General features: G+C 64.7%; 13 protein-coding genes and 1 tRNA gene. 2 read left to right on the top strand and 12 right to left on the bottom strand.

All coding sequences use genetic code 11. The features are described from left to right. Positions 1 to 77: 77 nt before the first annotated feature. The 8 genes from SPYCW_RS04720 to ccmC form a co-directional block, all read right to left on the bottom strand. On the bottom strand, positions 78 to 2039 hold the full coding sequence (locus SPYCW_RS04720; RefSeq protein ID WP_120215820.1) for a potassium transporter Kup: 1962 nt from the start codon (positions 2037 to 2039) through the stop codon (positions 78 to 80). Between the two features lie 39 nt (positions 2040 to 2078). Beyond that, positions 2079 to 2756, bottom strand: a complete 678-nt coding sequence (locus SPYCW_RS04715; RefSeq protein ID WP_120215819.1) for a tetratricopeptide repeat protein — start codon at positions 2754 to 2756, stop codon at positions 2079 to 2081. Beyond that, entirely contained in the window at positions 2753 to 3148 is a 396-nt protein-coding gene (locus SPYCW_RS04710; RefSeq protein WP_120218108.1) for a cytochrome c-type biogenesis protein, read from the bottom strand. Before SPYCW_RS04710 ends, SPYCW_RS04715 begins: the two co-directional genes overlap by 4 nt. A gap of 146 nt (positions 3149 to 3294) precedes the next feature. Then, positions 3295 to 3825, bottom strand: coding sequence for a DsbE family thiol:disulfide interchange protein (locus tag SPYCW_RS04705; RefSeq protein WP_120215818.1), 531 nt, complete (start codon positions 3823 to 3825; stop codon positions 3295 to 3297). Next, positions 3822 to 5792, bottom strand: a complete 1971-nt coding sequence (locus SPYCW_RS04700; protein ID WP_120215817.1) for a heme lyase CcmF/NrfE family subunit — start codon at positions 5790 to 5792, stop codon at positions 3822 to 3824. The genes SPYCW_RS04705 and SPYCW_RS04700 overlap by 4 nt, the downstream gene beginning before the upstream one ends. A gap of 103 nt (positions 5793 to 5895) precedes the next feature. After that, positions 5896 to 6330 (bottom strand): cytochrome c maturation protein CcmE, encoded by a 435-nt coding sequence (gene ccmE, locus SPYCW_RS04695; RefSeq protein ID WP_120215816.1) that lies wholly within the window; start codon positions 6328 to 6330, stop codon positions 5896 to 5898. After that, positions 6327 to 6482, bottom strand: coding sequence for a hypothetical protein (locus SPYCW_RS18915; RefSeq protein ID WP_168452473.1), 156 nt, complete (start codon positions 6480 to 6482; stop codon positions 6327 to 6329). Before SPYCW_RS18915 ends, ccmE begins: the two co-directional genes overlap by 4 nt. Before the next feature lie 3 nt (positions 6483 to 6485). After that, on the bottom strand, positions 6486 to 7217 hold the full coding sequence (gene ccmC / locus SPYCW_RS04690) for a heme ABC transporter permease CcmC (RefSeq protein WP_120215815.1): 732 nt from the start codon (positions 7215 to 7217) through the stop codon (positions 6486 to 6488). 259 nt (positions 7218 to 7476) lie between these two features. On the opposite strand from ccmC, the gene SPYCW_RS04685 reads away from it, so the two are divergent. Continuing rightward, a complete protein-coding gene (locus SPYCW_RS04685) occupies positions 7477 to 10035 on the top strand; it encodes a TonB-dependent receptor plug domain-containing protein (RefSeq protein ID WP_120215814.1) in 2559 nt (852 codons plus the stop codon). A 41-nt stretch (positions 10036 to 10076) separates the two neighbouring features. Here SPYCW_RS04685 and SPYCW_RS04680 read toward each other — a convergent pair whose 3' ends face one another. The 3 genes from SPYCW_RS04680 to SPYCW_RS04670 form a co-directional block, all read right to left on the bottom strand. Further along, complete coding sequence (locus tag SPYCW_RS04680; RefSeq protein WP_120215813.1) at positions 10077 to 10430, bottom strand: YbaN family protein; 354 nt, start codon at positions 10428 to 10430, stop codon at positions 10077 to 10079. A 142-nt stretch (positions 10431 to 10572) separates the two neighbouring features. Next, entirely contained in the window at positions 10573 to 11622 is a 1050-nt protein-coding gene (locus tag SPYCW_RS04675) for a Glu/Leu/Phe/Val family dehydrogenase (RefSeq protein ID WP_120215812.1), read from the bottom strand. A gap of 111 nt (positions 11623 to 11733) precedes the next feature. After that, a tRNA-His gene (locus SPYCW_RS04670) sits at positions 11734 to 11810 on the bottom strand. A 111-nt stretch (positions 11811 to 11921) separates the two neighbouring features. Here SPYCW_RS04670 and SPYCW_RS04665 point away from each other — a divergent pair. Beyond that, on the top strand, positions 11922 to 12602 hold the full coding sequence (locus tag SPYCW_RS04665; protein ID WP_232014833.1) for a prolyl hydroxylase family protein: 681 nt from the start codon (positions 11922 to 11924) through the stop codon (positions 12600 to 12602). 130 nt (positions 12603 to 12732) lie between these two features. On the opposite strand, the gene SPYCW_RS04660 is transcribed toward SPYCW_RS04665, so the two are convergent. Continuing rightward, positions 12733 to 13479, bottom strand: coding sequence for an SIMPL domain-containing protein (locus SPYCW_RS04660; protein WP_120215811.1), 747 nt, complete (start codon positions 13477 to 13479; stop codon positions 12733 to 12735). Positions 13480 to 13613: the final 134 nt, after the last annotated feature.

The following is a 13613-nucleotide window of genomic DNA, read 5'->3' as shown; positions in this document are numbered from 1 at the left end:
GCGCCCGCATCGCAAGACCGGCGGCAATGATCAAACGCATAATTGCCGATGACGGCGAGTTAATCCGGTCGGCCGCGTCAGATTGCGACCTGACTGCCCAGTTCGACCACGCGATTGGTCGGCAGCCGGAAATATTCCATGGCGCTTTCCGAATTGCGCAGCATCCACGCGAACAGCTTTTCGCGCCAGATCGGCATCCCCGGCTTGCTCGCCGCGATCAGCGTCTGGCGCGACAGGAAAAAGCTCGTCTCCAGCATCTTGAACTCGCCGCCGCAGCTCGTCACGCGCTTGAGCGCGTCGGGAACGTCGATCGGCTGCATGAAGCCATAGTTCAGGATCAGCCGATGGAACCCCTGCCCCAGATCGTCGAGCGCACAATGATTTTCCTCGCGCACATAAGGGACGTCGGCAATCTTGATCGTCAGCAAGATGATGCGCTGGTGCAGCACCTTGTTGTGCTTCAAATTGTGAAGCAGCGCGTGCGGTACGCCATCACTGCTCGACGTCATGAACACCGCCGTGCCGGGCACGCGCGTCGCGCTGTTCGCGGCCGATTTGACGAACACCGGGATCGGCATCGCGCCTTCGGCCATTTCCTGCTGCATCAACTTGCGCCCGCGCGACCAAGTGGTGAGCATCGTAAAGATGATGAGCCCGATCGCCAGTGGCACCCAACCGCCGTCGGGCACCTTGATCAGGTTGGCGCCGAAATAGGCGATATCGACGATGAAGAACACCGCGAGCACCGGCAATGCCTTCCACGCCGGCCATTTCCACAAGGTGAAGAGGACGACCGACAGCAGGCAGGTGTCGATGAACATCGCGCCGGTGACCGCGATGCCGTAAGCGGCAGCGAGATTGCTCGACGAACCAAAGAACAACACCAGGATGATCACCATGATCATCAGGAACCAGTTGACGACGGGGATGTAGATTTGCCCCGCCGCCGATGCGCTGGTGTGTTCGACGCGGAGGCGCGGGATGAAGCCGAGCTGGATCGCCTGCTGGGTCAGCGAGAAGGCGCCCGAAATCACCGCCTGGCTGGCGATGATCGTCGCCAGCAGCGCGAGGATGACGACCGGCACCTCCAGATATTGCGGCATCATCTGGAAAAACGGGTCGGAGATGAGGTCGGCGCGCGGCCCGGCTTCGGCGGCCAGCACCATCGCGCCCTGCCCCATATAGTTGAGCATTAACGCGGGCAGCACGAACGCCAGCCAGCTGATCCCGATCGGCCCGCGCCCGAAATGGCCCATGTCGGCATAGAGCGCCTCGGCACCCGTCACCGCGAGGACCACCGCGCCCAAGGCGATGAACGCGGTAAACCCATCGACGTAAAAGAAGCGCAGCGCGTTCACCGGATTGATCGTCTCGACGATGATCCAGGGATTATCCGCAATGTGCATGATGCCCAGCCCGGCCAGGGTCAGAAAATAGAGCAGCATGATCGGCCCGAACAGCGCGCCTACCTTGGCCGTGCCGCGCGACTGCAGCGCAAACAGACCAATCAGGATCGTCAGCGCGATCGGGACAATATAGGGCGCAAACCCGGGGTTGATGTAGCGCAGCCCCTCGGTCGCCGACAGCACCGACATCGCCGGGGTGATCATGCTGTCGCCATAGAAAAGCGCGGTCGCGAACACGCCGAGCAGGATGATCGGCCAGGTCCAGCGCTTTTCGCCCGACGATCGGCTGATCAGCGCGAGCAGCGCGAGACTGCCGCCCTCGCCCTTGTTGTCGGCCTTCATGATCGTCAGCACATATTTGAAGGTGACGACCAGCATCATCGACCAGAACACCAGGCTCAGCACACCATAGATGTGCAGCCGATCGGGTTCGATCGGGTGATGCCCGGCAAAGGTCTCGCGAAACGCATAGAGCGGGCTGGTGCCGATGTCGCCGAACACGACGCCGACCGCGCCGACGGCAAGCTTCAGCTTGCCATCGCCTTCGTGTCCGTGGCCATGGTGGCCGGTATCGGCGGCGACCGGTGCGGCGCTTGGCGCGCCTGCGGCCTCCTGTTGCGACTCAGCAGTCATCGCGCGCCTTTAGACGAGCCAGCGCCTTTGGAATAGGTTTCAATTCGGGACGCCCGCCGCCGCTCCGGGGGCGTCATCGGCCGATGGTAGCGGCAGCTGCGGCCCGAGCGCCTGCCGCAGCTGACCGAGCCGCATTTCCAGATCGGCGCGCCACGGCGCATCGGCGGGGCTGCGCGCCAGAAGCTCGCTCCACACCGCCTCGGCGCCCTTCAGGTCGCCGCCCTGCGCGAGCGCGAGCCCCGCGAAAAAGGGCGGCGCGGGGTGCGAGGGATCGCGCTTCGCCGCCTCGTCGAAGGCGAGCGCCGCCGCGGGCGACATCATACCACCGCCATGCGCCGCGAGCGCGTTGCCGAGCCCGACCCAGAGGTCGACATTGTCGGGATATTTCTGAAGCCCCTTTTCGAGCGTCTGCGCCGCGAGCTCGGTCTTGCCGGTGCGCGCAAAGCCGTCGGACATGCCGAGCCACTGCGCCGCGGGGCCGAAACGGTCCGCCATCCCCTGCCGCTGGTCGGTCAGCGCCTCACCGAACCCTTCGGGCTCCTCGGGCGCCGCGACCGGCTTGCCCGCGAGCGACGGGCTGCCCTGCAGCGCATAGCCTGCGAGCCCCAGCATCACCGCCGCCCCCGCGAGCGGCCGCGCCGCGGCGGGCAGCTTGCCGAGCCAGAAGATGCCGCCGATCGTCAGCGCCGCGACGAGCAATACCCAGAGCCAGATCATGCCGCATCCTCTCCATCGCTCGCGCCGCGCCGGAAGCGGCCAAAGGCAAGCCAGCCGCCGATCGCGAGGAACAGCAAAGGCCCGAGCCACAGAAACGCCGTCGCCGCATCGAACGGCGGATCATAGCTCACCCAATTGCCATAACGCGCGACGAGCCACGTCTTGATTTCGCCGGGGCTTTCGCCCGCAGCGATCTTGCTGCGTACCTCGTGCCGCATGTCGCCCGCCAAGGGCGCGTCCGAATCGGCGATCGACTGCCCCTGACAGACAAGGCAGCGCAATTCCTCCATCAGCGCCTTCGCGCGCGCTTCTTGCGCCGGGTCTTTGAGCTGCTGATAGGCATAGGGTGCGGGGGGCAAGCGGTCCTGCGCGAGCGATGACGACGAGAACATACCGTTAACCGCCAGCAGCAGCGCCGCCAAAAACCATGCTCCCCCGCGAAAGCGGGGGTCCAGGGCGACCTTGCGCCCACGTCGCACTTTGCCGCCCTGGACCTCCGCTTTCGCGGGGGAGCGCGACGAGGTGGAGCATGTCTTGCTCACTTCATCGCCTCCAGCTTGGCGATGATCTCGGGCACCTGATCGGCCAGGATAACCCCCTGGATCTGTTCGCGGATGATCCCCTTGCCGTCGATCAGGAAGGTTTCGGGAACCCCCGACGATCCCAAGGCAATCTGCACGCTCGACTGCATGTCGGCGCCGATCCGGTCGAACGGATTGCCATATTCGTTCAGGAACATCGCGACATCTTCGGGCCGGTCGCGGATCGCGATGCCGTCGATCGGCAACCCCGCGGCCTTCAGCGCCTCGAGCTGCGGCGCCTCGGCGCGGCACGGGATGCACCAGCTTGCGAAGACATTGACGAGGCGCGGTTTGCCGTCGGCGAGCTGGCTGCTCTTCAGCCCCTCGACCCCCGCTGCCGCGGGCGGCAGGTCGAACAGCGGCATCGGCTTGTCGATCCACTGCGACTGGATCAACGTCTCGGCGGGGGTCACCAACCGGTAGATGAAGGCGCCGAACAGCAGCCCCATGATCGCCAGCGGCACAAAAAGGACCCAGCGGTTCTTCATGGCGCAAATCGTTCCTCTGCCTTGCGCGCGCGGCGCGCGCGAAAGATTGTCAAAAGCTGCGCGCGGCCGAGCATCGACAGTGTCGCACCGACGGCGATCAGCCCGCCGCCAAGCCATATCCACCACACCAGCGGCTTCCACCACAGGCGGATCTGATAGCGGTCGGCGCGCCCGTCCTCTCCCGTCACCGGCTGGCCGAGCACCGCATAGAGCTGCCCGCCCGGCCGCGTGAGCAATGCCGCCTCGTTCGTCTCGGTCGGCGCGGCACCCATCAGGCCGGGAAAGGTGCGCGCTTCGGGCTTCATCGTAAAGCTGCTTCCTGACGATGTCGTCGCGACCAGCGTCCCCTCGATGGCGGTATAGTTCGGCCCCGCGACGGGCTTCACTCCTACAAATTTCACCGAAAAATCGCCGATTTTGATGTCGTCGCCTGGCGCCGCCGCGACCAACCGCTCCTTGATGAAGGCGCTTTCGGCGCCCATCCCGGCGAGGCACACCGCGACGCCGAAATGCGCCACCACCATGCCCCATGTCGGCAGCGGCGTGCGGCGGAGGTTGCGTCCCCACAGCGGCGCGAGGCTCGCCACCGCGACGATCCCCGCGACGGTCATGCCGAGCAGCGGCAATATTCCAACCTTGCCGCCGAACAGGATCAGGGCGAACAGCACCGCCGAGCCAGCGAAGATCGCGAGCGGCAGGCGCGACCAAAGCCGCTTCCCATCATCCTTGCGCCAGCTCAGCAGCGGTCCCGCAACCATGACAAGGCAGAGGATTAGCGCGAGCGGGCCCGCGACGCGGTTATAATAGGGCGGCCCGACCGAAATCTTCTCGCCCATCGCCTCGGCGACGATCGGATAGAGCGTCCCGAGCAGCACGAGCGCGAGGATCGTCGTCAGCAGCAGATTGTTGATGACGAGCGAGCCCTCGCGGCTCAGCAGCGCGAATTTCTTGCCCTCGGCGACCGCCCCGGCGCGCAGCGCAAACAGGGTAAGCGCGCCGCCGATATAGATCGCCATCAGCACAAGCAGGAAAGTGCCGCGCTCGGGGTCGACCGCAAAGCTGTGAACGCTGGTAAGGAGCCCCGACCGGACGATGAAGGTGCCGACCATCGACATCGAAAAGCCGATCACTGCGAGCATCACCGTCCACGCGCGCAGCGCATTGCGCGTCGCGGTCACCGCGACCGAATGGAGCAAAGCCGCGCCCGCGAGCCAGGGGACGAGCGAGACATTCTCGACCGGATCCCAGAACCACCAGCCGCCCCAGCCCAGCTCATAATAGGCCCAATAGCTGCCCGCGGTGATGCCGAGCGTCAGGAAAATCCAGCTCCCCAGCACCCACGGCCGCATCGCGCGCGCAAACGCCGAGCCGATTTCGCGCGTGATCAGCGCGCCGACGGCAAAGCTGAACGCCACCGAAAGCCCGACATAGCCGACGTAAAGCGTCGGGGGGTGGAAGGCCAAACCGATGTCCTGGAGCAGCGGGTTGAGCCCCTGCCCGTCGGGCGGTGCAACCGGCAGCCGCTTGAACGGGTTCGACGAGAAGAGCAGGAACGCGAAAAAGCCGATGCTCAGTGCCGCCTGCGCGGCGAGCGTGGCAATCAGCGTATCCTCGCGCAGCCTTTTCTCGAAAATCGCGATCAGCCCGCCCGACAGCGACAGGATCATCAACCACAGCAGCATCGACCCTTCGTGATTGCCCCACGTTCCCGCGACCTTGAAAATCATCGGTTTCAGGCTGTTGCTGTTGCGCGCGACAAGTTCGACCGACATATCCGACCGCACGAACAGCGCGATCAGCAGGCCGAACGCCGCGGCGGTGAGCACGCCCTGCGCCACGCTTGCGGGGCGCACGAGCGCCCCAAGATCCTTCGGCCCGCCGCGCAGGAACAATATGCCCGCGACCAGCGACAGGCATGCAAGCGCAGCGGCGACCCACAGCAGCGCGAGGCCGAGTTCGGCAATCATATGATCGTCGCCCCCGCGCAGGCGGGGGCCGCTGTCGTTTTACACAGCAATGCAGAAAAAAGCCGATGGCGGCCCCCGCCTTCGCGGGGGCGACGAATATCCATCATACCGCAGGCGCCTTCATATTCTTCGGCATCTCACCCATCTGCGGCGGCATATAACGCTCGTCATGCTTCGCCAGGATGCGGTCGGCGACAAAGGTTCCGTCGGCGCGCATCCGGCCGTCGGCGACCATCCCGCTTTCCTCGCCGAACAGGTCGGGGACGATACCGGTATATTCGACCGGCACCGACGCCTTGCCGTCGGTCGCGACGAAGCGGATCGTCAGCCCGTCGCTCTGGCGCTTGATGCTGCCCTTGGCAACCATACCACCCAGCCGCATCGCCTCGCCGACCGCAGCCTTGCCGCCCTGCACTTCAACGGGGGTGCGGAAATAGGCCGCCTCGTCGCGCAGCGCGCTCGCCGCGAGCACGCCAGCGCCGGCGACGCCGACCAGCGCGACCAGCGCCAGCACCAATCGTTGATGTTTCGCCTTCATGTGCGGTCCCGGCGCAGCGCATCGCTACGCCGTTCGGCCTTCGCCATGGCGCGCCAGCTCGACCACAGCACGGCGCCGGTGAGCAGCACCGTCAGTCCGTAAGCTGCCGCCACATAGGCCCATTGGCCGCTGCCGCTGATCACCCCCGTCACGCGTCAATCCTCCTCGTCGGCGAGCCGCCGTAGCCGCGCCGCAACGCGGTTGTCGGCAATGATCCGCCGCATCCGCATCAGCACGATCGCGCCGAATAACAGCGAAAAACCGAGCAAGGTCAAGCCCAACGGCCACAGCAGCGCATTGTCGATGCTCGATCCGCGCAACGTGATGCTCGGCCCCTGGTGCAGGCTGTTCCACCACACGACGCTGCGGTTGATGATCGGGATATTGATCGCGCCCACCAGCGCGTAGATCGCCGCGCCGCGCGACAGCGAGCCGCCCTGCCTTTGCCCGTCGTCGCCATTGGTCAGCGCGATAAAGCCCGCATAGAGGAACAGCAGGACGAGCATCGACGTCATCCGCCCGTCCCATTCCCACCAGGTTCCCCACGTTGGCTTGCCCCAGATCGACCCGGTGGCGAGGCACAGCGCGGTGAACAACATCCCCGGCACCGCGATCGCGCGCGCGGCGATACCCGACAGCGGGTGGCGCCACACCAGCTGGATCAACCCCGCAAGAGCCAGCGACGTCCAGCCGCCCATCCCGAGCCACGCCGCCGGGACATGGACATAAAGAATCCGTGCCGTTTCGCCCTGCTTATAGTCGCCCGGCACCTGCGTCAGCCCGGCCCACGCGCCCGCCAGCACGAGCAGCACCCCGAGGCCGAGCAGCCACGGCGTCAAGGGTCGGGCGATTGCCAGAAAACGGGTGGGATTCGCATAGGCGTGCATCGCGGCCAGAGCCTTAGGCGACGCGAAGGCAGCGGTCCAGCCAATTGCAGATTTCCGCCTGGTTATAATGGTATCGATAACTTCTAAGAATTGAAATTTTATATCATGTTATGCCATTGATATGTGTCTCGATTGCCACAATCGTCACAAAAACGTAAGATATGACCGTGCTTCGACGTGATTTGGGTGGCCATTGCTGTCTTTCGTATCAATCCTCTGGTGGCCGGCCGTTTCGGCCAGACACAATAAGGGGGCACTTATGCGAAACACTTCCCGAATCCCGTCGCTCGCGCTTGCCGCAGCGCTGATCGCCAGCGGCAGCATCGCCGCTCCCGCTGTCGCCCAGGATGGCGCCAGCGACGCGTCGGACAGCGCCACCATCATTGTGACCGGCACCCGTCGCACCGACCGGACGATTGCCGACAGCACGGTGCCGATCGACGTGATTTCGAGCGAAATGCTGCAAAACAGCGGCACCACCGAAACGAACCGACTGCTCAACCAGCTCGTACCCTCCTTCAACTTCCCGCAGCCGTCGCTGACCGACGGCACCGACTCGTTGCGCCCTGCCACGCTGCGCGGCCTTGCACCCGACCAGGTGCTAGTTCTGGTCAATGGTAAGCGTCGCCATCTCTCGTCGCTGCTCAACCTCAACGGCTCGGTCGGACGCGGTTCGTCGGGCGTCGACATGAACACCATTCCGCCGCTCGCGATCGACCGGATCGAGGTGCTGCGCGACGGCGCCGCCTCGCAATATGGATCGGATGCCATCGCGGGGGTCATCAACATCCAGCTCAAGCGCCGCGAAGGCGGCCGCGCGCAGATCAGCTACGGCAAATATGTCACGACGATGGAGGACGTCGCTCAGGTGGCCAGCGTCGCGCCGACAACGACGGCCAACGGCGATCCGGTGATCACCTTCACCGGCCGCGATCGCAAACGCCGCGACGGCGACACCTATACCTTTACGACGAACATCGGCCTGCCGGTTGGCGAGGGCGGCTATTTCAACATCACCGCCGAATATAAGGACAGGGCACCGACCAACCGCTCCGGCCCCGATATTCGCCGCAACTACGCCGGCATCGGCGATCCCCGCGAGACCACCTTCAACCGCTATGCCCACCGCTTCGGCGACGGCGAATCAAAGGATATGAACTTCTTTTTCAACGCCGGCATGGATGTCGGCCCCGGGTTTGAGCTTTACAGTTTCGGCAGCTACGGCGTGCGCGACGCAAATGGTGCCGGCTTCTATCGCCGCGCGCTCGACGTGCGGAACGCCGACTGGGCAAATGGCGGCCAGCCTTTCTATCCCGACGGCTTCCTGCCGCTCATCACCAGCGAAATCCGTGACATCGCGATCGCCGGCGGGGTGCGCGGCGAAACGGCCGGCTGGAATCTCGACCTTTCGATCAATTATGGCACCAACCGTCTGAACTACGGGGTCGAAAACAGCTTCAACACATCGCTCGGCGGCCTCAACAGCCCCAGGAAATTCAACGCGGGCGGATTGCGCTCGGGCCAGATGTCGGTGAATTTCGACGCCGCGCGCTCGATCGACTTCGGCATGGGCGACACGACCTTGGCGCTGGGCGGCGAATGGCGAAACGAAAACTACAAGATCGTACCCGGTGAAGTGTCGAGCTATATTGCCGGGCCTTTCACCTTCACCAACGGCGCGGCGCCGGGATCGCAGGTGTTTCCCGGTTTCTCGCCCACCACCGCGATCGATGCCTCGCGCGACAGCTTCGCCGGCTATCTCGAGCTGGATGCCGACATCAGCGACATCTTCAACGTCCAGGTTGCAGGTCGCTACGAACATTTCTCCGATTTTGGCGACACGGTGAACGGCAAGCTCGCGGCGCGACTTGAACCGGTCAGCGGCCTTGCCCTGCGCGGTTCGATATCCACCGGCTTTCGTGCGCCGGGTATGGCCCAACAATTCTTCTCGACGACCTCAACCAACAATGTCGCGGGGGTCGGGCTGATCGAAATCGGTACCTTCCCGGTCGGATCGCCAATCGCGGTTGCGCTAGGCGCCCAGCCGCTCGATCCCGAAAAATCGGTCAATATCGGTGGCGGCATCGCGTTCAATATGATTTCCGGTTTCAGCCTGACGGTCGATTACTACCGGATCAAGATCAAGGACCGCATCACCCTGACCGAAAATCTGCAGGGCGCCGACGTCGTCGCCATCCTGCAAGCGGCGGGCGTGGCCGGAACCTCGGCGCGCTTCTTCGTGAACGGCATCGATACGCGGACGCAAGGGCTCGACATCGTCGGCAGCTATCGCCTACCCGACTTCGGTGCGGGCCGCTTCACCCTGACCGCGGGTTACAACATCAATGATACAAAAATTACCGACCGCCGGACCTTCAGCGGCTTCACCGCGCAGCGCCTGTTCGCCCGGCCCGAAAGCTTTCGTCTGACCGACGGACAGCCGTCGAACAAGTTCAACGCCGGTATCGACTGGGAAGCGGGCCCGGCCGGCATGACGCTGCGCGCCAACCGTTACGGCAAGGTGTTCCTGCCCGGACCCAGCCTCGACATCACCATTCCCAAGGACGCCGCGCCGGGCGACGTGACCCTGTCGCCGAAATGGATTGTCGATCTGGAATTCCGCTTCCGTCCGGTGCAGCCGGTGCAATTGGCGGTCGGGGCGAACAATCTGCTCGACGAATATCCCGACCGCCTGCCTTTTGGTACCGTGAACGGCTTCAACTTCGGCCTGAACAACAGCTTCCTGCCTTATTCGTCGCAGTCGCCCTTCGGCTTCAGCGGTCGCTTTGTGTACGGTCGCCTGACGGTCGATTTCTAACGGCGTTCGGCAGAACCAAAAAATCGACAAGGCCGGAGGGCTTACCCCTCCGGCCGCGTCCATATCCAGCTGCCCCCCACCGCCGCCGCGATGATCGGCGCCATCATCCACGGCCAGGGGGCGAACAACAATGCCAGCACGATGCTGACCGCAAAGGCGACGCTCGCCGCGATCTTGCCCTTGCGGCTGATCGCGCCCTTTTCACGCCACGCGACAATATGATGCCCAAAGGCCGGATGGCCCAGCAGCCAAGCCTCGAGCCGCGGCGACGATCGCGCGAAACAGAAGGCCGCCAGAATCACCAGCGGCACCGTCGGCAACAACGGCAAAAAAGCGCCCACCGCGCCGATCGCCAGCGACGCCCAGCCGCCGACCAGATACAAATGCCGCTTCATTGCGGGGTGGCTTAGCGGATTTCACAATCGACGCCAGCCCACTTCCCGTCGCCCCCGCGCAGGCGGGGGCCGCTGTCGGTTTACGCAGCAGCGCGGAAATAGGCGGTTAGGGCCCCCCGCCTTCGCGGGGGCGACGTTTTTCCTATCCTCGCCCGATCAGCTTCTGCGCCATCCGGTCGGCCACCGCCGATGCCGGGGTGCCGCTTGCCTTGCTCTCGGCCCAGATTTCCGCGAGGCGGCCGGGGATCAGATGGATGCGGCTTTCGACTTCCTCGCGGCTGCCCTGCCCCAGATATTCCAGCGCGACATTGATGATGCCGCCGGCGTTGATGACGTAATCGGGGGCGTAGGTGATGCCGCGGTCGTGAATGCGCTGCCCATCGGCGGCGGTCGCCAGCTGGTTGTTGGCGCCGCCCGCAACGATCGGCACGCGCAGCTTTTCGATGCTGCGTTCGGTCAGGATCGCGCCCAGCGCGTTCGGGCTCAGCACATCGGCTTCGATTTCCATGATCGCTGCCGAATCGGCGAGCTCGGCGCCCAGTTCCTCGGCCAGTTCCTTCGCGCGCGTCAGGTTGACGTCGGCCAGCGTCAGCTTCGCGCCCTCGGCAGCCAGCCGCCGCGCGACGCCGCCGCCGACGCTCCCGACGCCCTGGATCGCGATCCGCACGTCCTTGGCGCTGTCGGTCCCGAGCCCCTGCTTGATTGCCGCCTTGATGCCCAGATAGACGCCGAGCGCGGTCAGCGGGCCGGGGTCGCCGCCCGCTTCGCCGCTCGCCACGGGAAGCCCGCTGACATGCTTGGTATGCTTGGAAATCGCGACCATGTCGGCGTCGGACATGCCGACATCTTCGGCCGTCACATAGGCGCCGCCCAGCGACTCGACCGCGCGCCCGAACGCCGCGAGCAGTTCGGGGGTCTTCGCCGCGCCCTCATCGGCCAGAATCACGCCCTTGCCGCCGCCCATCGGCAGCCCCGCCATGGCATTCTTATAGCTCATGCCGCGCGACAGGCGCAGCGCGTCGGTGATCGCCGCGGCGCGCTGCGGATAATGCCAGTAGCGTACGCCGCCCGCGCCGGAGCCAAGATGCGTCGAATGAACCGCAATGACCGCCGTAAGTCCGCTGGCCCGATCGCGGAACATGTGAACATGCTCATGATCGTCAAAATCGGCGAAATCCCAGACTGCGGACATGGATTCAATCCTTGCGTTAAAAAATTACGTCAGGGCGTAATAATCAGACGCGAGGTGAGAGTCACGTCGAAACGCGGTTCGAACGATTGCCTCGAAAGTCTCGGGAAAAAATGGGGCGACCAACGGGGCTCGAACCCGCGACCTCCGGTACCACAAACCGGCGCTCTAACCAACTGAGCTATGGTCGCCACACAGAACGGGGACGCGAAAAGCGACCTCGACAGCGCGCGGCGAATAGGCGCGGGGGTGGCCCTTCGTCAAGCATTGTTCGCACGCGCTTCCCTGCTAAAAAGCGCGCCATGGCTGCGAATGAACATGTCGATATGACAACCTCGGGCGCCGATCGCACCGCGGCGCGGCTCGCCGCGGTCCCCGGCATCCGCCGCGCGCCGACGCCAAAGCTTGAACAGTTCATGCTTTCGCTCTTTCTCGACCCCGAAACCTGTGCCGCGCTGATCGCTCAGATCGACCGCGACGTGCGCCCGTCGACGATCGCCGATCCCAATGGCGACGACGCCTTTCGCACCAGCACGACATGCGATCTCGACCACCGCGACCCGCTGGTGATCGCACTCAACAATCGCCTCCACGACCTCACCGGCATCCCGCTCGAATTTGGCGAACCGATGCAGGGGCAGCGTTACGATGTCGGCCAGGAATTCAAGGCGCACACCGATTATTTCGACCCGCATGGGGCCGACTGGGAAACCTATTGCGCGGTTCCGGGCCAGCGCAGCTGGACGCTGATGATCTATCTCAACGAGCCCGCAGCGGGCGGCGCGACGCGCTTTCTCGCGACCGGAAAGCTGCACCAGCCCGAGGTCGGCAAGCTGCTCGCATGGAACAATGTGCGGCCCGATGGCACAACGAACCCCGACACGCTCCATCACGGCATGAAGGTGCGCAAGGGGCGCAAATATATCATCACCAAATGGTTCCGCGAACGGCCCTGGCCGTGGGCGGAGGGGGAGCTGGGGTAAACCTGCTCAGAACCCCGTTCGTGTCGAGCGAAGTCGAGACATGTGAGGTCAACCACGAACGCAGCGTGTCTCGCCTTCGCTCGACACGAACGGAAAAGGGGAGTCGGCCAAAACCAACTCCCCGATCCGCTTATTTCACCAACCGATACTGGAAACTTAGCGTCAGCGTGTTCGCGACCTGCCCCGGTTCGACCGGCGTTGCCTTCGCCTCGGCGGCCATCAGCCCGCGCCCATAGGGCATAGGCGGTTGCGGCCCGCCAAAGCTGCCGCCTTCGCTGATCGACACCAGTTCGGCGCCGCGATAGCCCGCGAGCCGCGCATAGTCCGCGGCCTTCGCCTCGGCGGCCTTGATCGCTGCGCCGCGCGCGCCGACCAGCTGGGCATCGGCGTCCTTCATGCCGAACCACGGACCCTCGATATTCGTGCCGCCCGCGGCCACCAGCGCGTCGAGCAGCGGGCCGATGTCGTCGATCTTGCCCGTCGTCGCGCGAACGGTGTTGCTGACCTGATAACCGATGAAGCGCGGCGGCTGGCCATTGCCCTGATTGCTGTAATCATATTGCGGCGACAGGTTGATGCCGCTCGTCTGGATGTCCGCGGGCTTGATCCCGCGCGCCTTGGCGGCGGCGATCAGCTTGTCCATCGCCGCGGCATTGGCACGCATCGCTTCGACCGCGGTCGGCGCGGTCGTCGTCACGCCTGCGCCGACGCTCGCCTGATCGGGGCGCGAACGCACCTCTTCATTGACGCTGAAACTCAGGATCGGACCCTGGACCGTTGCTGCCGTCACCGTCGAACCTCCTTGCTGCGCCAGCGCGGGCGTCGCCGCCATCAGCGCCAGTCCGGTTGCCATAACGGCGAACAATTGCTTCGTCATTTCATTCTCCTGTCGGCCGGACCCCCGGCCAGTTGTGAAATCCGGTTCCGTAACGCTGACGGAGCAGACCCGTTCCGGCCTTTGTGCGCTCGGCGCTTGCATGATGCTGAACGCGCCAGTAGCGAGCCGTTCAT

The organism is Sphingopyxis sp. EG6 (assembly GCF_003609815.1).
GTDB lineage: Bacteria > Pseudomonadota > Alphaproteobacteria > Sphingomonadales > Sphingomonadaceae > Sphingopyxis.
The sequence above is the reverse complement of the archived record's forward strand: the minus strand, read 5'-3'. Positions and strand labels throughout refer to the sequence as shown.

Coding starts and splice junctions, on each gene's coding strand:
- SPYCW_RS04675 (WP_120215812.1), bottom strand. CDS start 11,622: ATGTCCGCAGTCTGGGATTTCGCCGATTTTGACGATCATGAGCATGTT.
- SPYCW_RS04710 (WP_120218108.1), bottom strand. CDS start 3,148: ATGTTCTCGTCGTCATCGCTCGCGCAGGACCGCTTGCCCCCCGCACCC.
- SPYCW_RS04665 (WP_232014833.1), top strand. CDS start 11,922: ATGGCTGCGAATGAACATGTCGATATGACAACCTCGGGCGCCGATCGC.
- SPYCW_RS04660 (WP_120215811.1), bottom strand. CDS start 13,479: ATGACGAAGCAATTGTTCGCCGTTATGGCAACCGGACTGGCGCTGATG.
- ccmC (WP_120215815.1), bottom strand. CDS start 7,217: ATGCACGCCTATGCGAATCCCACCCGTTTTCTGGCAATCGCCCGACCC.
- SPYCW_RS04720 (WP_120215820.1), bottom strand. CDS start 2,039: ATGACTGCTGAGTCGCAACAGGAGGCCGCAGGCGCGCCAAGCGCCGCA.
- SPYCW_RS04680 (WP_120215813.1), bottom strand. CDS start 10,430: ATGAAGCGGCATTTGTATCTGGTCGGCGGCTGGGCGTCGCTGGCGATC.
- SPYCW_RS04685 (WP_120215814.1), top strand. CDS start 7,477: ATGCGAAACACTTCCCGAATCCCGTCGCTCGCGCTTGCCGCAGCGCTG.
- SPYCW_RS04705 (WP_120215818.1), bottom strand. CDS start 3,825: ATGAAGAACCGCTGGGTCCTTTTTGTGCCGCTGGCGATCATGGGGCTG.
- SPYCW_RS04700 (WP_120215817.1), bottom strand. CDS start 5,792: ATGATTGCCGAACTCGGCCTCGCGCTGCTGTGGGTCGCCGCTGCGCTT.
- SPYCW_RS04715 (WP_120215819.1), bottom strand. CDS start 2,756: ATGATCTGGCTCTGGGTATTGCTCGTCGCGGCGCTGACGATCGGCGGC.
- ccmE (WP_120215816.1), bottom strand. CDS start 6,330: ATGAAGGCGAAACATCAACGATTGGTGCTGGCGCTGGTCGCGCTGGTC.